The organism is Hymenobacter sp., assembly GCF_036387835.1.
In the GTDB taxonomy this organism is placed as follows: Bacteria; Bacteroidota; Bacteroidia; order Cytophagales; family Hymenobacteraceae; genus Hymenobacter.
In genome coordinates, this window is sequence record NZ_DASVSY010000034.1 from 1 (window position 1) to 23442 (window position 23442).

General features: G+C 55.7%; 21 protein-coding genes. 14 read left to right on the forward strand and 7 right to left on the reverse strand.

Translation table 11 applies throughout. The annotated features are described in order from the left end of the window. Window positions 1-231 precede the first annotated feature (231 nt). The 5 genes from VF639_RS06415 to VF639_RS06435 all read left to right on the forward strand — a co-directional run bounded on the left by VF639_RS06415 (window position 232) and on the right by VF639_RS06435 (window position 4405). Entirely contained in the window at window positions 232-1479 is a 1248-nt protein-coding gene (locus VF639_RS06415) for an MFS transporter (RefSeq protein WP_331145063.1), read from the forward strand. Between the two features lie 74 nt (window positions 1480-1553). Next, on the forward strand, window positions 1554-1949 hold the full coding sequence (locus tag VF639_RS06420) for a hypothetical protein (RefSeq protein WP_331145064.1): 396 nt from the start codon (window positions 1554-1556) through the stop codon (window positions 1947-1949). A gap of 94 nt (window positions 1950-2043) precedes the next feature. Beyond that, window positions 2044-2493 carry a DUF6526 family protein gene (locus VF639_RS06425; RefSeq protein WP_331145065.1) on the forward strand — a complete coding sequence of 150 codons (450 nt, stop codon included), beginning with the start codon at window positions 2044-2046 and terminating at the stop codon, window positions 2491-2493. A 157-nt stretch (window positions 2494-2650) separates the two neighbouring features. After that, window positions 2651-2953, forward strand: a complete 303-nt coding sequence (locus tag VF639_RS06430) for a DUF4286 family protein (protein WP_331145066.1) — start codon at window positions 2651-2653, stop codon at window positions 2951-2953. A 201-nt stretch (window positions 2954-3154) separates the two neighbouring features. Next, a complete protein-coding gene (locus VF639_RS06435) occupies window positions 3155-4405 on the forward strand; it encodes a sterol desaturase family protein (protein ID WP_331145067.1) in 1251 nt (416 codons plus the stop codon). A 61-nt stretch (window positions 4406-4466) separates the two neighbouring features. Here VF639_RS06435 and VF639_RS06440 read toward each other — a convergent pair whose 3' ends face one another. The 3 genes from VF639_RS06440 to VF639_RS06450 form a co-directional block, all read right to left on the reverse strand. Beyond that, the gene (locus VF639_RS06440) at window positions 4467-4973 is read right to left on the reverse strand and encodes a GNAT family N-acetyltransferase (RefSeq protein WP_331145068.1); all 507 of its coding nucleotides are present in this window, start codon (window positions 4971-4973) and stop codon (window positions 4467-4469) included. Window positions 4974-5136: 163 nt separating this feature from the next. After that, window positions 5137-5370, reverse strand: a complete 234-nt coding sequence (locus VF639_RS06445; protein WP_331145069.1) for a hypothetical protein — start codon at window positions 5368-5370, stop codon at window positions 5137-5139. Window positions 5371-5557: 187 nt separating this feature from the next. Further along, complete coding sequence (locus VF639_RS06450; protein WP_331145070.1) at window positions 5558-7726, reverse strand: prolyl oligopeptidase family serine peptidase; 2169 nt, start codon at window positions 7724-7726, stop codon at window positions 5558-5560. A 102-nt stretch (window positions 7727-7828) separates the two neighbouring features. On the opposite strand from VF639_RS06450, the gene VF639_RS06455 reads away from it, so the two are divergent. Further along, complete coding sequence (locus tag VF639_RS06455) at window positions 7829-8254, forward strand: hypothetical protein (RefSeq protein WP_331145071.1); 426 nt, start codon at window positions 7829-7831, stop codon at window positions 8252-8254. Between the two features lie 4 nt (window positions 8255-8258). On the opposite strand, the gene VF639_RS06460 is transcribed toward VF639_RS06455, so the two are convergent. Then, window positions 8259-9749 (reverse strand): hypothetical protein, encoded by a 1491-nt coding sequence (locus tag VF639_RS06460; RefSeq protein WP_331145072.1) that lies wholly within the window; start codon window positions 9747-9749, stop codon window positions 8259-8261. Window positions 9750-9958: 209 nt separating this feature from the next. Beyond that, window positions 9959-10960, reverse strand: a complete 1002-nt coding sequence (locus VF639_RS06465; protein WP_331145073.1) for a sugar phosphate nucleotidyltransferase — start codon at window positions 10958-10960, stop codon at window positions 9959-9961. A 240-nt stretch (window positions 10961-11200) separates the two neighbouring features. Here VF639_RS06465 and VF639_RS06470 point away from each other — a divergent pair, with 240 nt between their 5' ends. From VF639_RS06470 to VF639_RS06480, 3 genes are all read left to right on the forward strand, one after another. Further along, the gene (locus VF639_RS06470) at window positions 11201-11779 is read left to right on the forward strand and encodes a LemA family protein (protein ID WP_331145074.1); all 579 of its coding nucleotides are present in this window, start codon (window positions 11201-11203) and stop codon (window positions 11777-11779) included. 236 nt (window positions 11780-12015) lie between these two features. After that, the gene (locus VF639_RS06475; RefSeq protein ID WP_331145075.1) at window positions 12016-12477 is read left to right on the forward strand and encodes a TPM domain-containing protein; all 462 of its coding nucleotides are present in this window, start codon (window positions 12016-12018) and stop codon (window positions 12475-12477) included. Next, on the forward strand, window positions 12477-13298 hold the full coding sequence (locus VF639_RS06480; RefSeq protein ID WP_414654673.1) for a TPM domain-containing protein: 822 nt from the start codon (window positions 12477-12479) through the stop codon (window positions 13296-13298). The genes VF639_RS06475 and VF639_RS06480 overlap by 1 nt, the downstream gene beginning before the upstream one ends. A 91-nt stretch (window positions 13299-13389) precedes the next feature. Here VF639_RS06480 and VF639_RS06485 read toward each other — a convergent pair whose 3' ends face one another. After that, the gene (locus tag VF639_RS06485) at window positions 13390-13989 is read right to left on the reverse strand and encodes a 3'-5' exonuclease family protein (protein WP_331145077.1); all 600 of its coding nucleotides are present in this window, start codon (window positions 13987-13989) and stop codon (window positions 13390-13392) included. Between the two features lie 377 nt (window positions 13990-14366). Between VF639_RS06485 and VF639_RS06490 the strand changes: the two genes are divergently transcribed. The 4 genes from VF639_RS06490 to VF639_RS06505 all read left to right on the forward strand — a co-directional run bounded on the left by VF639_RS06490 (window position 14367) and on the right by VF639_RS06505 (window position 21703). After that, window positions 14367-17555 carry a SusC/RagA family TonB-linked outer membrane protein gene (locus tag VF639_RS06490; RefSeq protein ID WP_331145078.1) on the forward strand — a complete coding sequence of 1063 codons (3189 nt, stop codon included), beginning with the start codon at window positions 14367-14369 and terminating at the stop codon, window positions 17553-17555. Window positions 17556-17615: 60 nt separating this feature from the next. Then, on the forward strand, window positions 17616-19061 hold the full coding sequence (locus VF639_RS06495) for a SusD/RagB family nutrient-binding outer membrane lipoprotein (protein ID WP_331145079.1): 1446 nt from the start codon (window positions 17616-17618) through the stop codon (window positions 19059-19061). Between the two features lie 158 nt (window positions 19062-19219). After that, a complete protein-coding gene (locus tag VF639_RS06500; protein WP_331145080.1) occupies window positions 19220-20728 on the forward strand; it encodes a calcineurin-like phosphoesterase family protein in 1509 nt (502 codons plus the stop codon). Between the two features lie 87 nt (window positions 20729-20815). Beyond that, the gene (locus VF639_RS06505) at window positions 20816-21703 is read left to right on the forward strand and encodes a glycerophosphodiester phosphodiesterase family protein (RefSeq protein WP_331145081.1); all 888 of its coding nucleotides are present in this window, start codon (window positions 20816-20818) and stop codon (window positions 21701-21703) included. 110 nt (window positions 21704-21813) lie between these two features. Here the strand turns inward: VF639_RS06505 and VF639_RS06510 are convergent, their stop codons facing one another. After that, window positions 21814-22455 carry a DUF1684 domain-containing protein gene (locus VF639_RS06510; RefSeq protein ID WP_331145082.1) on the reverse strand — a complete coding sequence of 214 codons (642 nt, stop codon included), beginning with the start codon at window positions 22453-22455 and terminating at the stop codon, window positions 21814-21816. Window positions 22456-22632: 177 nt separating this feature from the next. On the opposite strand from VF639_RS06510, the gene VF639_RS06515 reads away from it, so the two are divergent. Continuing rightward, window positions 22633-23391 (forward strand): hypothetical protein, encoded by a 759-nt coding sequence (locus tag VF639_RS06515; RefSeq protein ID WP_331145083.1) that lies wholly within the window; start codon window positions 22633-22635, stop codon window positions 23389-23391. Window positions 23392-23442: the final 51 nt, after the last annotated feature.

Sequence of the window (23442 nt, forward strand, 5' to 3'; positions counted from 1 at the left end):
AAGCCAATGAGCAGAATATCAGCCAAGCGGTAGCGGCATTTCGACGCTTGACGAAAATCTTCCACTTGCAGAAAGTACGCACGAATAGGGTGGCTCATGGCCCAAAACTAGGTCCCTAATGCTTCATGCGTTTGCCCTGGTAAATGAATTGCTGGTTTGCTGCTTTTCAGGATTATGCGTAAAGTGTTCCTTCTAGCTTCCTGATCTTCCACCCTTATACCTCTCCCGCCCATGTCCGTCGCCAAGTTGCCTTCGCCTGCGCCTAAAACTGCTGCCTTGCTTAGCGCAGTCGTTGTTGTGGCTTCCCTGGGTTACTTCGTTGACATTTATGATTTGGTGCTGTTCAGTATCGTGCGGGTGGAAAGCCTCAAGGGAATAGGCATTGCGGACTCGGCCATTACCGAGCAGGGGCAGTATCTGCTCAGTATGCAGATGGGCGGCATGCTGCTTGGCGGCATACTGTGGGGCATTTTAGGTGATAAGCGTGGCCGGTTGTCGGTGCTGTTCGGCTCTATCCTGATGTATTCGCTGGCCAACATTGCCAACGGCTTTGTGTTAACCATCGACCAGTATGCTTGGCTGCGGCTGATTGCCGGCGTAGGCCTGGCCGGCGAACTAGGTGCGGGCATCACGCTGGTAGCAGAAAGCTTACCCAAAGAGAAACGCGGCTACGGTACCATGATCGTAGCATCGGTGGGCGTATCGGGGGCTATGGTGGCGTACGGAGTAGGGCAATATTTCGGCTGGCGCAATGCCTACTTTATTGGGGGCGGCTTAGGCTTGGCATTGTTGGCCTTGCGGGCGGGCGTGTTCGAGTCGGGTATGTTCGAGCAGGCAAAGCGGGAAGGAGTGGAGCGGGGCAACTTTGTTGGTCTCTTCACCAACGGGCCCCGGCTGGCCAAGTACATCCGCTGCTTGTTTCTGGGAGTGCCATTTTGGTTTTTGGTGGGGATTCTGATAACTATGGCTCCGGAGTTTGGGAAGGAGTTTGGCGTGCAGGGCGCGGTAACGGGCGGCTTGAGCATTTTCTGGTGCTACTTTGGCCTCACCCTGGGCGACTTTACTAGCGGCGCCCTTAGCCAACTGTTTAAGAGCCGCAACCGAACCTTGCAGCTATTTATTGCTGCCTGCGCCCTCATGGTGGGCGTGTACCTGTATGGGCTGCACGGCGCCAGCACCACTGTGTTCTATTTGGTTTGCTTCCTGATTGGCTACGCCGGAGGCTTCTGGGCTTTGTTTGTAACGGTTTCGGCCGAACAGTTCGGTACCAACCTGCGTTCCACCGTCGCCACTACGGCTCCCAACTTTGCGCGCGGGGCCATCGTGCTCATCAACCCGGCTTTTTCGGCGCTGAAGCCCTCGTTGGGCATCACGGGGGCGGCGACCGTTATTGGAGCCGTAACGCTGCTGCTGGCCTTCTACAGCGCCAGCACCTTGCCAGAAAGCTACGGCAAGGAACTTGATTATGTGGAAGAATAACAAAGAATAACACTGTAAAATCAACCTTGGCTACAAGCAACCGTATCAGAACGGAACTTAACCTTAAGTCCATCATGAAAAAGATCCTCGCCATTTTCGCCTTTGCAGTTGGTATCGTGAGCAGTCATAGTGGCCAGGCTCAAACCACGACTCCTGCCGACTCAGCGCAAGCCCGTCTGGAAACCCAGAAGCAGCGTGCCGCCGACGCGAAAGCAACCCTAGAAGCGCAGAAACAACAAACGGCCTCGTCCCGCAGCTCCGTAGACGCCACCGAAAACCAGCTTAAAGATCAGAAAAACGCTATGCGTGAGCAGAAGCGGCAAATGAAAGAGCAAAAAGTGGAGCTAAGCCGTCAAAAAGATGCCGCCAAAGAGGCGAAGCGTCAGGAAAAGATAGCCAAGCAAACGGCTAGCGAAGAAAAGCGCCGCGCCCGCGAAGCCAAGAAAGCGGCCAAAGCGCTCAAATCGTAGGGTAACTTATTTTCTCTTGACTTGATTACTGAAAAACTCCGGCTCTCTTGCCGGAGTTTTTTGTGTCTACACTTTCCTTTTAATTCCGCTCTTTATGGCTTCTCAACCAACCAAAAACAAGCCCATGTTCTACGTGTGGCACCACTTCGTGCTGCTGCCCGCCTTGTTTGTGGTAACGCTTTACAGCATCCGGCGCTACTCCACGGTGGCCGGCGACGACACCGAAGTTTCGCGGCTCTGGTTTACCCTGATGGCCTTGGCCGTTGTGAGCTTGGGGGTACTCCTGATGCTGCGCCAGCACTATGCCTTGGCGCTGCAGGACCGAATTATCCGGCTGGAAGTGCGGCAGCAGTATTTCGAGGCCACTGGCCAGAGCTTGCGCCCCCTCGAAACCCAACTACAGCTTAGCCAGATTCTGGCTCTGCGCTTTGCCGGCACTACCGAGCTACCTTCTTTGGTGGAAGCCGCCATTCGCGAGAAGCTTTCCTCGAAAGACATTCAGGCCCGTATTCAGGAGTTCCACTTCGACCACATGCGGGTATGACACAGTGACTTAAGACCAGCAGGTTGAAAGCGTTGGATTTTTTGGCCGACTTTTGCGTTATAGTCTTCTGCCTGTTTTGCGGAAGCTTTAATCGGTTGCGCTTCCTTGTCTTAACACTCCTTGGGCTCCCTATCAACCAAGACCCCAACTTCTTTCTATGATACTTTACAACGTCACGACCAGCCTCGACCCTGAAATAGCCGAGCAGTGGGTGAACTACATGCGCGAAACTCACATGCCCGAGGTGATGGCCACTGGGTTCTTTGTTAGAAGCCAACTTTGCCGCTTACTCAACGAAGAAGACGACGGCATCACGTATGCCGCGCAGTATTATTGCGTGAGCCTGGAGCAGCTGGAAGAATATCAGAACGTGGCGGCGCCGGCCCTACGCAAAGACATCGAGCGGCAGTTTGGCGGGCGCTACGCCTCGTTCCGCACCATGCTGGAAGTGGTAAGCTGATGAATTGATTGTTGGTTGTTAACTGTTGATTGCTACTGGACTTACGCAGTTGAAATTTGCAAACGGCCTTGCTATGCAGCAACAGACGACGCTTTGAGGCGTCTTATGTTTCTTGTACTTCTCTTACAACCTGCTGGCTAATAATTCATTATCTTCAAACTCGCACGTTCGCTAACAACCACCGATCAGCACATTACAACGATGCTCAATCCCATCGTCCTGTCGATTCCTATCTACTTCCTGCTGATTGGCATTGAGCTGCTCGTGGAGCGCTGGCAGCGTACCGAGCACTACCACCTGCACGACGCCCTAACCAATATCAGCTGCGGCCTTACGCAACAGGTAACGGGGGTGTTCATGAAAATTATTGGGGTAACGGCGTACGCATTTTTGTATGAGCACGCGGCCCTGCAACACGTGCCGCGTACCTGGGCTACGGGGCTGCTTTTGTTTGTGCTGGTTGATTTCTGCTACTATTGGGCGCACCGCATGAGCCACGAAATTAATCTGTTCTGGGGCGGGCACGTGGTACATCACCAGAGCGAGGACTACAACCTGTCGGTGGCGCTGCGGCAGGGGTCGTGGCAGGAGTTGTTTACATTTGCTTTTTATTTGCCACTGGCTGTTATCGGCTTCGAGCCCACGTTTTTCGTGTACGTATCGGCCTTTGTCACGCTCTACCAGTTCTGGATCCATACCGAGTTTATCGGCCGACTCGGCCCGCTGGAGTGGGTGCTCAATACCCCTTCGCACCACCGCGTACACCACGCCCGCAATCCTAAGTATATCGACCGTAATTACGCGGGGGCGCTTATTGTCTGGGACCGACTGTTTGGCACGTTCCAGCCGGAGGAAGAGCGCCCGGTATACGGCGTCACGACGCCTGTAAATACCTGGAACCCGCTGTGGGCCAACCTCGGCCACTACGCGCAGCTTTGGCAGCAAGTGCGCCACACCTCGGGCTTGGCCGATAAACTTCGCACCTTGTTTGGCCGCCCCGGTTGGCGGCCAGTTCACGCCGGTGGCCCCTACGTGGTGCCGGAAGTAGCCGTAGCCACTTACCAGAAATATGCTACGGCCACTACGCCGGCGCTCAACTGGTACGTACTGGCGCAATACGTTTTGCTGTTGGGCATAGGGGCGCTATTTATGTTCACGCAAACGCACATGCCGCTTTTTTTGCGCATCACCACTGCTATCTGGTTGGGTTGGAGCGTGATGAACGTGGGCGGCTTGTTGGAAGGGCGCCGGTGGGCCGCTTGGCTGGAGCCGTTGCGTCTGCTGCTGCTGCCAGGTTTGCTGGCCCTGCTGGCCCTCAACACCGCGGTAGCAGTGCCAGCCGGAGCAGGCGGCGTGATTTGGACACTTGGTTCGGGCTTATGGCTGTGGTGGCTGCGCCAAAAAGCTTCGGCAGCTTCTTCGGCCGAGCCAGCAGCAATAGGCAGCCATTGAAGTAGCCACCGGCGGCAGGGCCACACTACTTTTCAAAGGCCTTCGGCAGTTCAACCGAGGCTTAGGTACCAGCCGTTACAATGGCTTCAACACCTGGGGCGCAAGTGTAGGCTTGTAGTTGTTCGGCCGTGAGGTTGCCGTTCAGCCACTCGGGGTCGAGGTTGGCACCAATCCGCTTGTAGAAGCCGATGGCGGGTTCATTCCAATCCAGCACTTGCCACTTCATGCGGTTGGCACCCGTGTGGCGGGCTTCGGCTACTACGGCATCAAAAAGCTGCTTGCCAATGCCCGTGCCGCGCATTTCCTCGGTTACTACCAAGTCTTCCAGAAACAGCATCCGCCCTTTCCAGGTGGAATAGGCCGTGTAGTAAAGCGAAATACCCACGATTTTGCCGTCGGATTGTTCGGCCACGAAAAACTTGAAAATGGCGTCCGCCCCGAACCCGTCGCGCTGCATATCGGTGAGCGTGTTGGTGACTTCGTGCGGTGCCCGCTCATACACGGCTAGCTCCTGAATAAGGGCCAGTACCTGTGGTAAATCGGCCTCGCGGCCACGACGAATATTCATTGGGAAAGAGGAATTGAGACGATTATTGAATCAACGTATTGGTTGAGTAAGTAGCACGAGCTTAGTAGTTCGGGCTACGGCACAAAGGAAATTGATTGCAACAAAAAATGAGCAACAGCGCCGAGTGGCTATTGCTCATTCCTGTTTCTCAATCCCTTTTTATCTACATTACTGGCTGCATCTTCTTGATGTCCTCGGTGGCATTTGGTGCGGTAATTTCGCGGGTAGCCGGATTTTCAGGGGCTACTCTTCCACCAGCGGTGTCGGGAGCGGCCGGGATAGGTGGCAGGGGCCGAACGGCCATTTCCTCATCTCTAGTGAAATCGGGGTTGCTGCACGACGTAGCGGACAGCATCAGCGAAGCGGCCAACAGACCGAGCAGAAACGTTTTTTTCATGTGAAAACTAAAGGTAGGGCAAGTTACGCGCGTTGTGGCCGCGAAGATACGGGTTGATATGCTGATTGTTGACTGGTGATTAGTAATTGTTGACTAGCGAGGGTAGACCGGCTTGCGTTTGCCCACCCCCTATCAAGTCGTTCAGCTTCACTAGCCAACAGTTACCAATCACCAATCAGCCAGTTCTCTACTTATACGGGTTGAGACCCATGTTCAGGTACGCAAACGACCAAATGTCGGCCCATTCCTCGATTTGAAGCTTGGTACTTTTGCCAGCGCCGTGGCCCGCATTTACGTCCACGCGAATCAGCTGGGGGCGCGGGCCGGTGTTGGCGGCTTGCAGGGCCGCGGCGAATTTAAACGAGTGCGCGGGCACCACCCGGTCGTCGTGGTCGGCGGTGGTTATCATGGTGGCGGGGTAGGCAGCGCGCTTCAGGTTGTGTTGGGGCGAGAACTTGTAGAGGTTCTGAAACTGCGCGTACGTATCGGAGGTGCCGTATTCGGGGGCCCAATTCCAGCCAATAGTAAACTTCTGGTAGCGCAGCATATCCATGACGCCTACGGCCGGGAAAGCTACGCTGCACAAGTCGGGGCGCTGGGTCATGGTGGCGCCTACCAGCAGGCCGCCGTTCGAGCCGCCGGCAATGGCCAGCTTCTCGGTGTTGGTATAGCCCTGCACCTTCAGGTATTCGGCGGCGGCAATGAAATCGTCGAACACGTTTTGCTTGTTGGGCGTCATGCCGGCTTTGTGCCAGCCCTCGCCGTACTCGCCCCCGCCCCGCAGGTTGGGAATAGCCAGAATGCCGCCGTTTTCCAGCCATAGCATGCGGGCCACCGAAAACGAAGGCGTAAGCGAGATGTTGAATCCGCCGTAGGCATACAAGTACGTCGGGTTCCGGCCGTTCAGCTTCACCCCTTTTTTGTAGGTGATGAACATAGGAATCTTGGTGCCGTCTTTGCTGGTGTAAAACACCTGGGTAGTGATGTAGTCCTGCGGCTTCACGTCTACCTTGGGCGCCCGGAATACGGTGCTGGTGTTGCTGGCGAGGTCGTACTTGTAGATGGTGGTCGGGTACGTGAACGAGGTGAAGGCGTAGTACACCGTCTTGGAATCGCGCTTGCCGCCAAAGCCCGCGGCGGTGCCGATGGCGGGCAAGGCCACATCGTGCTTGAACTCACCGGCTTCGGTGTACACCTTAATATTGCTGCTGGCGTCCTTCAAGTAAGAAGCCACCAAGTAGCCCCCCACCTGGTTGACGCCCTCTAGTTTCTGCCCGGTTTGAGGCAATACCTCTTTCCAATTGGCTTCCTGCGGCTTTTTAGGGTCGATGAGTACTACGCGAAAACGCGGGGCCTTGTAGTCGGTGAGTACCAGCAGTTGCTCGCCGATGTTGCCGATTACTGAGTTGTTGTGCTCGTAGCTGCTAATGAGGGGCGTGAACGTGTCAGCTTGCTTAGGGTCGGTCAGGTCGCGGACGGAGAGGCGGTTGCCGTCGGCTTTGCCATCGGTGAGGTAGAGCACCAGGAACCGTTCGTCTTCGGTGGTGCCCACGGTACGAAAGCCCAATGCCATTTTTGGGTTCTCGTACACAAGCTTGTCTTTGTCTTGGGTGGTGCCGAGCTTGTGGAAGTATACTTTGTGGTACTCGTTTTTGACCGCCAGTTTGCTTTGCCCCGCCTTCGGCGCGTCGTAGCGGCTATAGAAGAAGCCGTCTTTATACCAGGCCGCACCCGATACTTTCACCCAATTCAGCTCGTCGGGCAGGGGCTTGCGGCTTTCCAGGTCTATCACCTTGTATTGCTGCCAGTCGGAGCCGCCGCCACTGGTGGCGTAGGCCATATAGCGGTGGTCGTTGGAAAAGAAGGTGCCGGCCAGGGCCGTAGTGCCATCGGCTGATAGCTTGTTGGGATCAAGCAAAACGTCGGGTTGCCCCTGCTGGCCGTCTTGCTGCGTGTAAAGCACGGCTTGGTTTTGCAGGCCGTCGTTTTTCGAGTAATACAGTTGCCCGCCTTCTTCCTGCGGCACGCCAAACCGCTCGTAGTTCCAGATGGTGGTTAGCCGCTCCCGGATTTTGGTGCGAAACGGAATCTGCTCGAGGTAACCAAACGACACCTTGTTCTGGGCGGTTACCCACGCCTTGGTTTCTGGCGAGTCGGGGTCTTCGAGCCAGCGGTAAGGGTCGGGTACGGGCGTACCAAAGTAGTCGTCGACTTGGTCGGATTTGCGGGTTTCGGGGTATAGCACGGGAATGCGGGGAGCAGTGGAAGAAGTTTCAGCAGTCGGCGAGTATGTCTGCGACGAGCGGCAGCCCGCCAGCAGCATCAGCGCCAGCGCCGGGAATAATCGTACTTGCATGGAAGGAATAACAAGGGAGGGCCCGAAGATAAATCACAGATTCTTCTACAACTGCAATAGATGCTACATGTACTTGTGTAACGAAGTATTTTCACCACTTCTATGTCTGCTCTCGGCGCTGCTTTTATTTGCTTTATCTACGCCGTGCTTGGTGGTTATGGTCTTTACTGGCTAATACGCTTTTTTACTGCAGCTACTCCTGCATCCAGGAGAGGCTGTTTGATCCGGAGCAGCATTGGCGCCGTGCTGTTTGCTTGCTTTGTGGGCAACATCTATCGTAATCATCTAAAAGCGGAAGCCGATCAAACCGGCGTTTACCAGCTTAGCTCCTATCCTGATTGCGCTAGCTGCGTGCTTGAACTAAAGCCTCATAATTATTACGAGGTAAGACAAGGGCAAATAGTGAAAGAACAAGGCCCCTGGCGATTCGAGAGCGGTGATGACAATTGGATCGTCTACTTAAATGAAGACGACCAATTAGGCACCGGACAGTACAGCTACAACGATTATACGCTGAGAGACAAGTGAAAAGCTACCCCTCAAACTGCACGACCGCCTTTTGCTCGACCTGCCAGACACCCTCTACGCGGCGCAGAATGCCTTCTTCCAGCGTGCGTATCTGGGCTACGGGACCCGTTGGCTGCTCGTAGTCGCAGGCGGCAGCTAGTAAATCGGGGGGCGCGCTTTGCAGCAGATAGGTTTGCACGGTGGGCACTGGGCTTACCTGGAACGAAGCCAGCTCCGGCCACTGCGGGTCTAGGAAAACCTCGTACACGCTGTCGTCTTGCAGTTCATCCGTGAAGTCCTCGTCCCGGAACACGCTATCCAAAGGTGCTTTCGCGTACCGGATGATAGTTTCGGCGGGTTCAGCTGGGGCCGTTGGGGCCGGCTCGGGTAAGTAAACGGGTGGAACGATGCTTTCAAAATCTTCGCGCAGCGCGGTAGCTGGCGAGCCGACGGGAATCACCACGGGCGGACCAGCTATTTCCGTCATCGGCACGGGGGTGTCTTGCGTAGTAGACAGGCCAGAAGAAAGCGGCGTTTCGAGAGCGGACGAAGGCACAGAAGGCACCGGAGCTACTATGGCTACGGGCTGGGGAGCTACCCGCGGTACGTCGGCCACGGACACTTCGGGCTCGGCGGCCGGCGTCGGGGCAATCGTCTGCTCCCGCTTGGCTAACTCGGTTTCCACGCGCTGCAACACTAGCTGCTCCACCTGGCGTTGGAGTTCGGGGCTGAGTTGCTGGGCTACTACCGGGGCAGCGGCAGCTACGGGGGTACTGCGGGTGGCCATGATTTCATCTTGCCGCTGCGTCATGCGGGTAAGTAGCTCTTGCTGAAATACGGCCATGTTGCGCCGCATCAATACGTACAGCACCAAGCTTAGCAAGGCCATAATCAGCGCCAGCGGGCCGAAAAACTTGTTTATCAGGCTCTCCCCTGCTCCCCGTGCGGCTTCGGCAGGGCGGGCAACTCCGGCTTCATCCAGTCCTGCGTCGCCTGCTTCGGCAGTGTCGTCGGCAGTAAGGGTGGTATCTACCGCTTCGGCCGACGCCTCTTCGGTTTGGTTACCGATGGGCGTGCCATTTTCAACGTAGTTGGTAAGTGCGGTTTCCAGCGCGGCGAGGCGCTGCATCCGGGCCGGACTAGCCCGACGGGCCGGCGACGATTTGAGGCGGCTGATAATCTCCGTCTTCAGCTTTTGCAGGCGCGACGGATTCGAGCCAAGCCCGCGGTAGATGGTGCCGCGCCCTTCTAGGGGCTGGTAGAGCGCACTAAACACGCGCTGGCTATCGGCTTTGATGCTGTTCTCGAACTCCTTGAGGGCGCCCCCGCAACGCAAGGTGCTTTTCAGGTTGGGCCGGCCGTTGTCTTCGTACACAAACTTCGCCGTGGCGCACCACACTTGCACTTTCTGCTCATCAAACGAAGGCTGACCAAGCGGCGTTTGGGCCCTGCCAGCGGCTACCGTAAGCAGAAGTGCTGCAAAAAAAACCGTGGACCGCCGAAGAATACGCATCATATATAAGCAAGAAGTTTTTTTAGAAGTAAGGTTGATACGCGAAAGGCGCGCCGGCGGAGTGGTGCTATGACTTTTTCCATCGCAGTACCACTATTGCTGCTGGTGGCTGCTTGCTATTGAGTTAGAAGAGCGCTCAACGCCAGTCGTTCAACAGTAGTGGTGCCACGAAGCCCTTCGGCAAGTCGTGGCACCACCCCGCCAAACGAGTTTTAGCTGTAGTCAATTTCGGTATTATCGCCGATGTTGAGGCTGTGGCGCATGCCTTTGAAGGAAGCATCGGAACCCACAATACAATCGTGCATCACGGCCGAGCGCAACTCGCTATACGAGCCGATAATAGACTCGCTCAGGATGGTGTTCTTCACGATAGTCCGGTCGCCGATGGCCACGTTGGGACCGATAATGGAATTGCTGATTTCGCAGTCGCGGCCGATGCTGACGGGCGGGATGATGATGGTGTCGGGAAACTCGGGATAGTCGCGACGGTCCAGAAATTCGGGGCGGTTGAGCAGGCGGGCGTTGGCTTCGAGCAGGGAGTCCTTGCGGCCGCAGTCAAACCAGTTATCCACCGGTGCAGTGGTCATTTCGGCTCCTCCCTGAATCATGAGCATAAGGGCATCGGTGAGTTGAAACTCGCCGTGCGTGCGCAAGTCCTGCTCGATGAGCTGCTCTAACGCCTTTGCCAGCCAGTCGGGGTTGGCAATCTTGTAAAGGCCTACCAGGGCGTAGTTGGACTTCGGAATACGCGGCTTCTCGACCACCTTCGTCACGCGGCCATTCAAAGCCGTTTCCACGAGGCCGAACATGGAGGGCGTTTTCACTTCCTTCACCGCTAGCACGTTGCCGGGCGTTTGCATCATGGCGGGCAAGTCCACGTCTACAATAGTATCACCGAGCAAAATTAGCATGCCGTCGGCTTCATTGCGGAATGTATCGCGGGCCAGCCACAGGGCGTGGGCAATGCCTTCGCGAGGCTCCTGCACCACAAACGAGCTGCGAATTTGCGGGTAGCTGCGCCGGACGTAGCGCTCTATCTTCTCGCCGAGGTAGCCGATAATAAACACAAACTCCTGGACCCCGGCCGCGCTGAGCCGGTCGATGATGTGCCCCAGGATGGTGTTGCCGGCCACCGGCACGAGGGATTTCGGCTGGGTGTGCGTGTGCGGGCGCAGGCGCGACCCAATACCCGCGACGGGAATAATGGCTTTCATGAACAACAAGCGTGGCGTAAGTTCGCAAAATAGTGAATCGCGACCGGAGCCGCTTCATACACAACCGCTGCGGCGTGAATTCGTACTTTGGCACAACAGAAAGGTAGAGTTGTGAAATTGCCAGATGGTGTTTTCAACAATCTACGGCGTTACTTGTGCAAGCTGCGCCGTAGAGCTTTAAATTCACTTTCTTTAATTTTCGCAACCTTCCTATTTTCTAATTCATCAACTCTCTCCCTCATGAAACGTTTCCTCCTCTACTTCGCCAGCCTGGTGATTCTTCTTTCACAGTCGTCGTGCGGCTACAATGGTATGGTCAGCCGCGACCAAGCTGTGAAATCACAATGGGCCAACGTGCAAAGTGCCTATCAGCGCCGCGCCGACCTGATTCCCAACCTGGTAAACACTGTAAAAGGCGCTGCTAACTTCGAAAAAGGCACCCTCGAAGCCGTCGTGCAGGCCCGTGCCAACGCCACCGGCGTCAACATTTCGGCTGATCAGCTCACGCCTGAAAACCTGGAAAAGTTTCAGGCGGCGCAAAGCCAACTGAGCAGCGGCTTGGGCCGGTTGCTGGCCGTATCGGAAAATTATCCGGAACTGAAAGCCAATGCCAACTTTCAGGAACTGCAAGCGCAGATAGAAGGCACCGAAAACCGCATTAACGTGGAACGCAACAAATTCAACACCACCACCAACGACTACAATGGCTTTGTGAAGTCGTTTCCGAACAACCTGTTTGCGGGCATGTTTGGTTTTGCCGAGAAGCCATATTTCGCAGCCGACGCGGCTTCGCAGAAAGCCCCAACGGTTCAGTTTTAATTTGGTTGGTTAGGACTTGGGAAGGTGCATAAGCAGAAAGAACAATCTGTTTGATGTGGCGCCCGCAAGTGTTTCTTTGGCTTCGTAGTGGTGTTTGTCGTGCTGAACGGAGCTGGAGCAATTCTCCCGCTGCCTTCGCGTAGCCGATACCTCCGCTGCTCTGCCAAGATGCTTTGGCGCCCATTCAATACGCCTGTTTTCTCTGCCCCACCCCAAGTCCTAAACCCCCACCACCTATGATCAACCCTCTCACTCCCGAGCAGGAAGCCGCCCTGGTTGCGGCTATTCGGCAGGCCGAAATCACCACTTCTGGTGAAATTCGGGTGCATCTGGAAGATACCTGCCCCACGCCGGAACCCTTGGATCGGGCCGCGCAAGTATTTGCCGAGTTGAACATGCACCGCACCGCGCAACGCAACGGGGTGCTGTTTTACCTGGCCTGGAAAAGCCGTCAGTTCGCCGTTATTGGCGATGCCGGTATCAACTCCGCCGTACCCGACGATTTCTGGGAAACCACCAAGGAAACCGTACTGAATCAGTTTCGCACTGAAAAATACGCTACGGGCTTAGAGCATGGCATCCGGATGGTGGGCGAGCAACTGAAACGCTATTTCCCTTACAACTCCGTGACCGACAAAAACGAACTCGACGACTCTATTTCATTCGGCGGCGGTCCGCCGCAGCCCCCCCGCGTATGATGCAGCCCCTCCCTGTTTTGTATCGGGCCTGGCTTCGGCCGCTGCTGCTGGCGCTTTTGCTGCTAGTTGTGCAGCTGGGGGCCTTGGCGCAGGAGGTGCCGCCGCGTCCCTCGCCCCCACGCTTGGTAAACGACTTAGCGGGCATGTTGCGGCCCGACGAAGTAGCGGCGCTGGAGCAGAAGCTGGTCAACTACAACGATTCCACTTCCTCGCAGATTGCCGTCGTGACGATACCCACGCTGGGCGACAACGAAATTGCCGATTACGCCCAAAAGCTTTACGAAACCTGGGGTATTGGGCAAAAAGGCAACAACAATGGCGTGCTGCTGCTCATTGCCAAGCAAGAGCAAAAAGCACGTATTCAAACCGGCTACGGCCTGGAAGGCGCCATTCCGGACGCGCTGGCCAAGCGCATTATTTCCAACACAATAGTTCCGGCTTTCCGGGAAGAGCAGTACTACCAAGGCCTTGACCGGGCCACCGATCAGCTGATTGCGTTGGCTAAAGGCGAGTACAAAGCCGACCAAACCACTCAAACCCGACAACGCCGCACCGACGATAGTGGCTCGGGCTGGACGTTTTGGGTGATAATCGGCGCCCTGATTCTGTTTATGCTGCTTCGTTCGCGCGGCGGGGGCGGCGGCCGGGGTGGCCGCGGCGGCTTCGGCGGCGGCATGATGGTGCCACCCATTATTTTCGGGGACTTCTCGGGCGGCCGCGGCGTATTTGGTGGCGGCGGTGGTTTTGGAGGTGGCGGCGGCGGCTTCGGCGGTTTCGGCGGCGGCAGCTCCGGCGGCGGCGGCGCCAGCGGCGACTGGTAAGAGGCGAAATTGTGAAGTGGTGAACTGGTGAGTTTGACGTCCTGCTTGCGCGTTACGCGGAGTTGGAACGTCAACTCACAATTTCACCACTTCACAATTTCGCCTCTTTGTATACCGGCAGTTCGTAAAACGGGCGCAGCAGCTGCACCACGTCAAGGGCATCGGCCAGAGCTTCGTGGGCCACGGTATCGTCTTCGAAACCAGCGCGGGCTTTGCAGATTTGCATGGTGGGGAGGCGGGAGTCTTTGCGCCAGTTGAGGTAGAAAGCCGCCGGGTCGAGCATGGCAGGTTCGGCGCGTACTAGGGTGCCGTAGCCAGGTAATTCACGCAGGAAGCCGAGGTCGAAGGAGGCAATGTTTTTGCCGGCCATGGTCACGTTTACGCAGTCGTTTTTGTCGGGCTTGAAGTTGTGTTCGAGCAGAAACTCGCGTAGCTGCGGCAGTAGCTCATCGGGAGTACAGAGTTCGGGATTGGGCTCCTTGGCGGCTAGTTCTTGGAGCAAGCGGGCATTGAGGGCCAGGGCGCCGGCGGTGCCTACGTACTCGGGGTGGCGCACTATGCGCCGAAAGGCGGGCAGCTCTGGCAGCGGCAGCAGGTGCTTGGTGTCTTCTACCACCGCGGCCAGTTCCAGGATTTGATGACGTTGGGGCCGGCCGCCGGAGGTTTCGAGGTCGAGAGAAATATAGCGCATAGAGAAGCTGTACGGCCCCTGCAGAGCGGTGTTGGAAGCAGCGCGCTTTCCTGTTGCTGAAGAAGCCCTGCAGCAGCTCAAGCAATTAACGTCGATTGGTAGCTAGACTTAGCAACTAGTTAGCATTGCCGTAAAATGCATTTCCGATCAGTGGGTAGCAGCCTAACTTAATACTGTTGCCTGTTCTGAAATAAGGTGTTGATATTCAAAAGCCTACTGATAATGATCAGCTACAGTATGCAGCTCTGTTCTATAAGTATTACAGCTTAAGCATATTCTATAATTTTATTTAGCAGCTTATAATTTCATATTCTTAAAGTAACATTTTAGTAATGGAGCGCGGGTAGTTTTGCGGTCGAAAACAACCCTGCAACCACATGCCTTACAATTACTTAGCTCGAGCCGGCCGGCTCTGTGCAACGGGCCTTCCTGTGCTTTTTGTAAGCAGTAGTGTCCTGGCACAAACTCAAACTATTTCGGGTACTGTAACCGACGACCAAGGCCTACCGCTGCCCGGCGCGACGGTGGTAGTAAAGGGTACTACTATAGGCGCATCTACCGATGCGCAAGGAATCTATACCGTTAGCGCCGCACCCGACGCCATGCTGCTAGTAACTTTTATCGGCTACCTCACGCAGGAAGTGCCGGTGGAAGGCAAAACCAAGCTGAATCTTCGGCTGGCACCCGACGCCAAGCAGCTCAATGAAGTAGTAGTGACGGCCCTGGGCATCAAGCGGGAGCAGAAAGCCCTCGGCTACGCCACCCAAACGGTAAGCGGGGAAGCCCTGGTGGAAGCACGGCCCAACAACTTTGCACAAGCGCTATCCGGTAAGGTGGCAGGGTTGAGCCTGATTTCGCCAGGTTCGGGGCCCGTAAACTCCACACGCATTTCGCTCCGTGGCGACAGATCCTTGGACCCTAACGGTAACAACGCCCTGATTGTGCTCGATGGCGTACCGATGAACAGCGGATTGACTACCTCGGGGGTGGGTAGTGCCTACGGAGCCGGCTCCGGCAACGACGTGCCTGTGGACTTCGGCAACGGCATCGCCGACATCAACCCCGACGATATTGCGAGCATCACCGTGCTAAAAGGTGCCGGCGCTACCGCCCTCTATGGTAGCCGCGCCGCCAATGGGGCCCTCATCATCACCACCAAAACCGGCTCACGTAAGAAAAAAGGCTTGGGCGTAACGGTGAATAGCAACTCCAGCATCAACACGGTGCTGAAGTGGCCTGACTACCAGTACGAGTACGGCCAGGGCACGGGCCGCGCGTTCAACGCGGCCGGCGAAATGTACTACTCCTACGGGGCCTCCGCCGATGGGGCCAATACGGGCAACACCAGCAGTGCGTTCGGGCCGAAATTTGATGGGCAGATGTACTACCAGTACGACCCGGTGACGCAGACTCAGTCGGCGGAGCGGCTGCCGTGGGTACCGTACAAAGACAACATTAAGGGTTTCTACCGCACCGGCTCTACGTTTACCAACAGCGTGGCGCTGGAAGGCGGCAACGAAACTAGCTCGGCGCGGGCATCCATCACACACTCCAAAAACGAATGGATCATGCCCAATACGGGCTATGAGCGGCTAACGGCAGCCTTAAGCGTCAACCACAGCATCGCCTCGAAGTTGAAGCTGGCCGGCAAGGTGAACTTCACCAGTCGCACGAGCGACAACCTGCCCGCCACGGGCTACAACAACCAGTCGATGTCGTACTTCATGATCTTCCAGAACCCCAACGTGCCGCTCGATGCGTACCGTACCGTCTGGAAAAACGGCTTCGACCAAATTGATCAGGTGCACCCTTTCAGTTCGTTTATCGACAACCCGTATCTGATTGCTCACGAGATGACCAACTCGGTGAACACACGCACTGTGGTGGGTAATTTGTCGGCCATCTACGAATTTTCGCCGAAGCTCGACCTGCTGGTGCGCTCCGGCATTGCCACCACGCAGGAAGAACGAGAAATGCGCCGCCCTTATAGTACCGCCAACTTCAAGGCCGGCTATTTCAAGCAACAGGACATCGGCAACTACGAAGTGAATACGGACGCCCTGCTCACGTACCACGAGAAGTTCGGCGGCCGCTTTGATGTGCGGGCTTCTGTGGGAGCCAACCGCATGGACCGCAAATACCGCGGCATCGATGGGGTAGTAGAAGGCCTCGTGATTCCGGGCGTGTACAAGCTCGCCAACGGCCTCAATAATCCGCAGCTTGCTAGTACCTCCACGGCCCGGCGCATCAATAGCCTGTACGCCTTCACCTCATTTTCCTTCGACGATAAGATTTTTGTGGACTTGACCGGGCGCAATGACTGGTCGAGTACGCTGCCGGCGCAGAACAACTCGTTTTTCTACCCGTCTATTAGCTCCAGCCTTATCTTGAATGAGTTGCTGCCAATGCCCGCTTCGGTTTCCTTGGCGAAGCTACGGTTGTCGGCGGCACAGGTCGGCAACGACACCGAACCGTACCGCACCCGCAAGTACTACGACCGCAGCGAATTCCCAAGCGCGGGCTTGGCGCCCGTCACGCTGCACAACGCCAACTTCAAGCCGGAAATCACAACCAGCTTCGAGGCAGGCATAGAGTACCTGATGTTTCAGGGCCGCATCGGAGCTGACCTAACAGCCTATCAGAGCAACACACGTAACCAGATCCTGGCAATAGGTCTCGACCCCACCACGGGCTACAGCCGGGCAATTGTAAACGCCGGTGAAGTACGCAACCGGGGTGTGGAAGTAGTACTCAATGGCCAGCCCATCGCCAACAATGCCTTCAAATGGAAAACCACTGTTACGTGGGCCCGCAACCGCAATAAGTTGTTGAGCTTGGCCGATGGCTTCGAAGAACAGCAGGTAATTGGCCAAGGCGGCACGGCCAGTATCATCGCCAAAGTAGGCGGCACTACCGGCGACATTTATGGTTTCGGCTTCGACTATAGTCCCGAGGGCAAGATCATCTACAACAACAAAGGTTTGCCGGTGCAGGCGGCCAACATCAAGCGCATCGGGCGAGCCTACGCCAACTGGAAAGGCGGCTTCCTGAACGAGTTTTCCTACCAGAACTTCCGGGTCAGTGTTCTGCTCGATGGCCAGTATGGAGGCATTATCTACTCCCAAACGCACCACAAGATGAGCGAGCAGGGCAAGCTGAAATCCACGCTGCCGGGCCGCGAAGAAGGCTACATCGTCGGCGACGGAGTAGTGGCTAATCCTGATGGCACCTACTCGCCAAATACCACTCCAGTGATTCCGGCGGATTTTTACGCCGAGTACTACCGCCGCGCCAACATCGAGAGCAACTCGTTTGATGCGTCTTTTCTGAAGCTGCGCGAAACCCGCATCGAGTACACCTTACCTGCCGCTTTGCTCGCCCGCACCAAAGCCTTCACGGGCGCCACTATCGGCCTTTACGGCCGCGACCTAGCCATGTGGACCAAGTTCCCCATGTTCGATCCGGAAACGGCAGCCCTTAATGGCGGCACCATCATGCCCGGCGTGGAAATCGGCCAGCTTCCCTCCACTCGCACCATGGGCGTGAACATCACGCTTCAATTCTAGCAACTAGATAATAGCCTTGGCCTGCTAGCCCACTTCCTTTTGACTTCCTTTTTATTTCCAATGAAAAAGTTTGTAGTGCTTCTGATGCTAGCCTTTGGCGGCAGCTTGGTTTCGTGTACGGAGGGGTTTGATGAGTTGAACTTAGACCCGAACCGCATCGAGAAGATCAGTCCGGGTACGCTGCTCAACCCCATTGTGTACGAGTTGGCTAGCTTCAACTCTGTCCGGGCCGACGATTTCACGCACGATATCATGCAGGTGGCACTGCCGTTTCCGAGTGTGTCGGGAGGTATTCACCGCTACGTGGTGAGCGACGGGGCCGGCAACTCCACGTGGACCACCTACTACCGCTGGCTTGCCAACATCCGGGAAATGCGCATCGCTGCCGTAGCCGCCCAAGACCCTAACTACGAAGCCATAGCCCTCACGCTGAACGCCTGGGCCTACTCCATTCTGACTGATGCCTTCGGGGACGTGCCCATGACGCAGGCTAGCCAAGCCGAGGAAGGTATCCTGTACGCCATCTTTGATTCGCAGGCCGACATTTACGCCAAGCTGCTCGACGACCTGGAAACTGCCAACGGCCTCTTCAATAAAACGAGGACTACGACCTACGGCACCGATATTCTCTATGAAAACAAAATGGAGAACTGGCAGAAGTTCTGCAACTCGCTACGGATGCGGCTGCTGCTGCGCATCTCCAAGCGCACCGAAACCAATGCCTCTACCCGGCTGGCAGCTATGATCAATGACCCGGCGAAATATCCGGTTTTCACGCAGAACAGCGAAGCGGCCATCCTGAAAATTACGGGCGTAACGCCCAATGTATCGCCTTGGGGCCGGTCCGTTGACTTTACCACCGGACGCGCCGGCGCCGAGTTTTTCATCGACAACCTGAATGCGTGGTCGGACCCGCGCCTACCAAAGTTCAATACGCTGGCCCGCTCGAAAGACGGGCGCGCTACCATTGGCTACAAAGGCATTCCGAGCGCCTATGGGGGCAGTGACGCGCAATTTCAGTTTCAGCCTTCCAACCTCAACGTGAAGCTGATAGAGGCCTCGGTTGCGGCCCCTATGGCTTCGGTAATTATGACTTACGCCGAGGTGGAGTTCATTAAGGCCGAGGCCGCGCTAAAAGGTTACACCACTGCCGACGCCCGCATCCATTACGAGCGAGGCGTGAAGGCCGCCATCGAGCAATGGGGTCTGACCATGCCAGCCAATTACTTCCAGAATGCTGCCACTGCTTACAACGGCACCCTGGCCCGCATTATGCTTCAAAAGTACTACGCGCTGTATTTCAACGACTATCAGCAGTGGTTTGAGTACCGCCGCACGGGCCTGCCGGTGCTTCCCCGCGGCCAGGACTTGCAGAATGGCGGGGGGATGCCCGTCCGGTTCCGGTATCCGCTGGTGGTGCAAACCAACAACCCCGAAAATTACCGCGTTGTCGCGGAAGCTATGGGCGGTGACAATGTGAACACCAAAGTGTGGTGGGAAAAGTAATTGGCGCTGAACAGGCTGTCGTGCTGATCAAAACGTCATGCTGACGGCAAGAAGCATCTTTATTGTCAAACACTGCTTGACGTCAGTAATAAAGCAGTAGAGAAGCTTCGGCTTCGCTCAGCATGACCGTCTCTTTCTCTTAAATTAACCCGCATACGATGTCGCAACAACGCAGAACTTTCCTGAAATCCATCGGCCTGGCGGGCCTGGGCGTGACACTGGACGTGAACCTAGGTTTGGCCCGGTCTAAAGGTAAAGGTGCCGCTGGCACCAGCCCCGAGGTAGCCGTAGCTACCCTCAGCGGCAAAGTGCACGCCCAAGGCCAAGGCATAGCCGGTGTGGCCGTTACCGACGGTATCAACGTCACGCTCACCGATGCCAAAGGCCAGTACACACTGGAAAGCAGCGGCGCTGCCGACTTCGTGTACATTTCGGTGCCGCGCGGCTACGAGTTTCCGCAGGAAAAGGGCGTGGCCCGTTTCTACCGGAAGAAAGAGCCGGTGAAGGACCGTTTCAAGGCGGACTTCGAGCTGCGCAAACTAGCCCAAGACGATACACAGCACAACTTCATCGTGTGGGCCGACCCGCAGATGATATCCAAGGCCGATGCCGCCGAGTTTAAAGCCACCGCCGTACCCGATACCCAAAAGCTGCTCGCCAGCTACAGCGCAGGCACGTTGTTTCACGGCATCGGCTGCGGCGACTTGGTGTGGGACCATTTCGAACTGTTCGACGATTATCAGCAGGGCGTGGCCAGCACGGGCATCCCGTTCTTCCAGGTCATTGGGAACCACGATATGGACCTTACGGCCCGCACCGACGACCATTCCGCCGATACCTTCAAGAAGCTGTTTGGCCCCACGTATTACTCTTTCAACCGGGGCGAGATTCACTATGTGGTGCTTGATGACGTGTTTTTCATCGGGTCGGCCAAAAAGTACATCGGCTATCTGACTGAGCGCCAACTGGCGTGGCTGGAGCAGGACCTGGCCCACGTGAAGCCGGGCGCTACCGTGGTGGTGAGCTTGCACATTCCGCCGTACACCAAGCAGCATGTGCGCAACAAAGACAAGGAAGAGCCGATGGGCGGCGTGGTGTCCAACCGCAAAGAGCTGTACCGCTTGCTGAAGCCCTATAAAGCGCACATCATGTCGGGCCACACGCACTTCAACGAAGTGCTGCAAACCGAGGAAAACGTGGTGGAGCATGTGCACGGCACTGTGTGCGGCGCGTGGTGGACCGGCCCAATCTGCACCGACGGTACGCCCGGCGGCTACGGCGTGTACGAGGTGCGCGGCAGCGAGATAAAGTGGTACTACAAAGCTATTGGGCAGGAGCGCACCCACCAGTTCCGCATTTACCCGAAAGGCAGCCTACCCGAGCGCCCCGATGCGTTGGTAGTGAACGTCTGGAATTGGGACCCGAGCTGGAAAGTAGCTTGGTTTGAAGACGGTACCCGCCGCGGCGAAATGCAGCAACACACCGGCTTCGACCCGCTGTCGGTGCGCCTGCACGGGGGACCAAACTTACCCGCCAAGCACAAATTCGTGGACCCCACGCTCACCGACCACCTGTTCGTAGCCAACGTGTCGGCGCAGGCCAAGGAAATCCGCGTTGAAGTCACCGACCGGTTCGGGCAAGTCTACACCGATACGCTGTCGGCATAACAGTTGCCAGTTATCAGTTGCCGGTTACCAGAACGATACTGGTAACTGGTAACTGGTAACTGGTAACTGATATATCTTTCTCTTGCTATGATAAAGCTCCTGCTCCCGCTTTTAGCGCTGCTGACCTCCCACTTCGCCACGGCCCAAACCAGTACCTTCGACCGGCAGGGCCACCGCGGCGGCCGTGGCCTGATGCCCGAAAACACCATTCCGGCCATGCGCAAAGCGCAAGACCTCGGCATGACCACCCTGGAAATGGACGTGCTAGCAAGCCAAGACAACCAGCTGCTCCTCTCGCACGACCCCTACATGAACGCCGACTTTGTGCTGGCTCCCGACGGGCAACCCATCAGGAAAGCCGACGAGCAGAAACACCGCCTTTATGCCTTCCCCTACGCCGAAATCCGCCGCTACGATGTGGGCAGCCAAGGCAACTCCAAGTTTCCACTGCAGCAGAAGCTGCGCACTTACAAGCCCCTGCTAGCCGAAGTAATCGACTCGGCGGAAGCGTATGCCCGCTTGAAAAAGCTGCCGGCCCCACGCTATAACATCGAAACCAAAACCGCCCCGGAAGGCGACGGTAAGCTGCATCCGGCACCCGCCGAGTTTGTGAAGCTGCTACTGGCGGTAATCCAAACTAAGGGTATAGCCAGCCGCGCCACCATCCAATCGTTCGACCCGCGCACGTTAGAACTGGTGCATCAGGCCGCCCCGACGCTGCACACCGCCTTGCTAGTACAGAACACGCAGGGCCTGACTGCTAACCTGAAGCGCCTTAGCTTCCGGCCCACCATCTACAGCCCCAACTATCAGCTCGTGACGGCCGATCTAGTGCAAGCCTGCCACAAAGAGGGCCTCCAAGTTATTCCCTGGACGGTAAATTCCGCGGCCGACATACAGCGCCTCACGCAACTGCAAGTAGACGGCATCATCACCGACTACCCCGACCTATTCGCCACGCTGCCGAAACCTTGAAATAAGCAGCAGCCGAACAAGCTCAACGGGCGCAGGAAGTAGTTAAACGGGGAGCATAGCCTCCGCTGCTACTTCCTACGCCCGTTGTACTTGTTGAGCCTGTTTGTTCCCTAATGGCTGCTCCTTACGCCTGCCTCAATAGCTACCTGGAGGCGGTTTTCGGCGGGCGGTACGGGGCAGGAGTAGGCCGAGCTGTACGCGCAAAACGGATTGTAAGCGCAGTTGAAATCAAGTACCAGTTGGCCGTTTTTGATTTGGCCTATGCGCAGGTCGAGGTAGCGGCCGCCGCCGTAGCTGCTGTGCCCGTTGGTTTGGTCGGTGAAGGGGACCATGAGATAGTCTTGGTAGTCCTTCGTGCGCAGCAAGTCCAGGCTTTGGTAAACGGTTAGGTGCTGCGGGCGGCCGTTGTAGCTGAAATGCACTTCGCCGTACTTGCGGTACAGCGGCTTACGGCCGTTGCTGGTTTGCATTTCGAACGGCGCCTGCGAAGAATCGCGCACAAATCGGGTTTCCACGCAGGCCGCATAATCGACGGGAAAGAAAGGCAAGCTTTTGAATTTTTGACGCTCGGCCGCAGGTAGCGGCGAACGGCTGGCGTCTTTGTATTCGGCATTCAACTCTGCCTGAAACTTAGCGACTTTCTTAATGTGCTCTTCCTTTGAAGGCAGCAAAGCCGAGCCTGTTGTCTGCGCTTGTAGTGCACCGGCAAAAACCGATAATAACGCAAAGCAAAATAGAATAAGCAGTCTCATAGAACGAAGAAGTTTCTTACAGATTCTCAATACAGTTCAATTGTTGGCAGGTATGCTTATATTGAAGCATCTTGCGTTACAGGGTGCGCTAATACGCATACAAATAAGGCTAATCAAGCTGAAACCTCAAATCGTTAAGGCAACTCCTTCCCTAATAGCATAGTGATTATCTAGCTTATGAAATCAAAGCCTTTACTGCTCTTTTTATTTCTAACCTTATTTAGCAGAGTAGCTTTAGCACAGGCAAGCGTTGCTACTTCCGATAATAAGGATTCCCCGTTATTCTCCGGCGCATCGTTAGAAAAGCAATATTATGCTTCCTTTCCAGTGCATCCCGAGTTATTTAACGGGCCTGAGTATATGGATTATTCAAAAAAATATTTCAAGCGTGAAGGGCATCAGTTCTTTGAATCTCCTGATAAGCAGAGGGGCACCATTTATTATACCAACCACTTCTTTGAAAATGTTCAATTAATTTATGACGTAGTTACCGACAAGCTTATACTACAACATCCGACGACGCCGCTTCTACTAAGTCTTATCAACGAGCGGGTAGAATATTTTACCATTGCCAAGCATCGTTTTATACGCTTGGCAGATGACAGTGCAGTAGCTAAAGTGATCAGTACCGGTTACTACGAAGTTTTGGTTGACAATAAAGTGCAGTTGCTAGCTCGCCGGAGTAAACAGATGCAGGAAAAGATAGAAACCAGTCATATAAACATTGAATTTTATTTAAATGATAAATTATTCCTTAAAAAAGGAGGAATATATTATCCGATCAATAATAAAAGGGCAATTGTCAATTTACTTTCAGACCGGGAAGCTGAGTTGAAGGCTTATAGCAAAGCTAATAAGCTACGGTTCAAAAAAAGCCGGCGCGAAGCCGACATTATGCAGCTCACTGAGTACTACTGCAGTTTAGCTTCGCGCTAACTATACCGATTTGCGCAGGACGTAATTATCTTTTGAATTTGCAAATCTCTC

What these genes read in the sequence shown, in the direction of transcription:
- VF639_RS06415 (WP_331145063.1), top strand. Translation starts at nt 232, where the DNA reads ATGTCCGTCGCCAAGTTGCCTTCGCCTGCGCCTAAAACTGCTGCCTTG.
- VF639_RS06420 (WP_331145064.1), top strand. Translation starts at nt 1,554, where the DNA reads ATGAAAAAGATCCTCGCCATTTTCGCCTTTGCAGTTGGTATCGTGAGC.
- VF639_RS06425 (WP_331145065.1), top strand. Translation starts at nt 2,044, where the DNA reads ATGGCTTCTCAACCAACCAAAAACAAGCCCATGTTCTACGTGTGGCAC.
- VF639_RS06430 (WP_331145066.1), top strand. Translation starts at nt 2,651, where the DNA reads ATGATACTTTACAACGTCACGACCAGCCTCGACCCTGAAATAGCCGAG.
- VF639_RS06435 (WP_331145067.1), top strand. Translation starts at nt 3,155, where the DNA reads ATGCTCAATCCCATCGTCCTGTCGATTCCTATCTACTTCCTGCTGATT.
- VF639_RS06440 (WP_331145068.1), bottom strand. Translation starts at nt 4,973, where the DNA reads ATGAATATTCGTCGTGGCCGCGAGGCCGATTTACCACAGGTACTGGCC.
- VF639_RS06445 (WP_331145069.1), bottom strand. Translation starts at nt 5,370, where the DNA reads ATGAAAAAAACGTTTCTGCTCGGTCTGTTGGCCGCTTCGCTGATGCTG.
- VF639_RS06450 (WP_331145070.1), bottom strand. Translation starts at nt 7,726, where the DNA reads ATGCAAGTACGATTATTCCCGGCGCTGGCGCTGATGCTGCTGGCGGGC.
- VF639_RS06455 (WP_331145071.1), top strand. Translation starts at nt 7,829, where the DNA reads ATGTCTGCTCTCGGCGCTGCTTTTATTTGCTTTATCTACGCCGTGCTT.
- VF639_RS06460 (WP_331145072.1), bottom strand. Translation starts at nt 9,749, where the DNA reads ATGATGCGTATTCTTCGGCGGTCCACGGTTTTTTTTGCAGCACTTCTG.
- VF639_RS06465 (WP_331145073.1), bottom strand. Translation starts at nt 10,960, where the DNA reads ATGAAAGCCATTATTCCCGTCGCGGGTATTGGGTCGCGCCTGCGCCCG.
- VF639_RS06470 (WP_331145074.1), top strand. Translation starts at nt 11,201, where the DNA reads ATGAAACGTTTCCTCCTCTACTTCGCCAGCCTGGTGATTCTTCTTTCA.
- VF639_RS06475 (WP_331145075.1), top strand. Translation starts at nt 12,016, where the DNA reads ATGATCAACCCTCTCACTCCCGAGCAGGAAGCCGCCCTGGTTGCGGCT.
- VF639_RS06480 (WP_414654673.1), top strand. Translation starts at nt 12,477, where the DNA reads ATGCAGCCCCTCCCTGTTTTGTATCGGGCCTGGCTTCGGCCGCTGCTG.
- VF639_RS06485 (WP_331145077.1), bottom strand. Translation starts at nt 13,989, where the DNA reads ATGCGCTATATTTCTCTCGACCTCGAAACCTCCGGCGGCCGGCCCCAA.
- VF639_RS06490 (WP_331145078.1), top strand. Translation starts at nt 14,367, where the DNA reads ATGCCTTACAATTACTTAGCTCGAGCCGGCCGGCTCTGTGCAACGGGC.
- VF639_RS06495 (WP_331145079.1), top strand. Translation starts at nt 17,616, where the DNA reads ATGAAAAAGTTTGTAGTGCTTCTGATGCTAGCCTTTGGCGGCAGCTTG.
- VF639_RS06500 (WP_331145080.1), top strand. Translation starts at nt 19,220, where the DNA reads ATGTCGCAACAACGCAGAACTTTCCTGAAATCCATCGGCCTGGCGGGC.
- VF639_RS06505 (WP_331145081.1), top strand. Translation starts at nt 20,816, where the DNA reads ATGATAAAGCTCCTGCTCCCGCTTTTAGCGCTGCTGACCTCCCACTTC.
- VF639_RS06510 (WP_331145082.1), bottom strand. Translation starts at nt 22,455, where the DNA reads ATGAGACTGCTTATTCTATTTTGCTTTGCGTTATTATCGGTTTTTGCC.
- VF639_RS06515 (WP_331145083.1), top strand. Translation starts at nt 22,633, where the DNA reads ATGAAATCAAAGCCTTTACTGCTCTTTTTATTTCTAACCTTATTTAGC.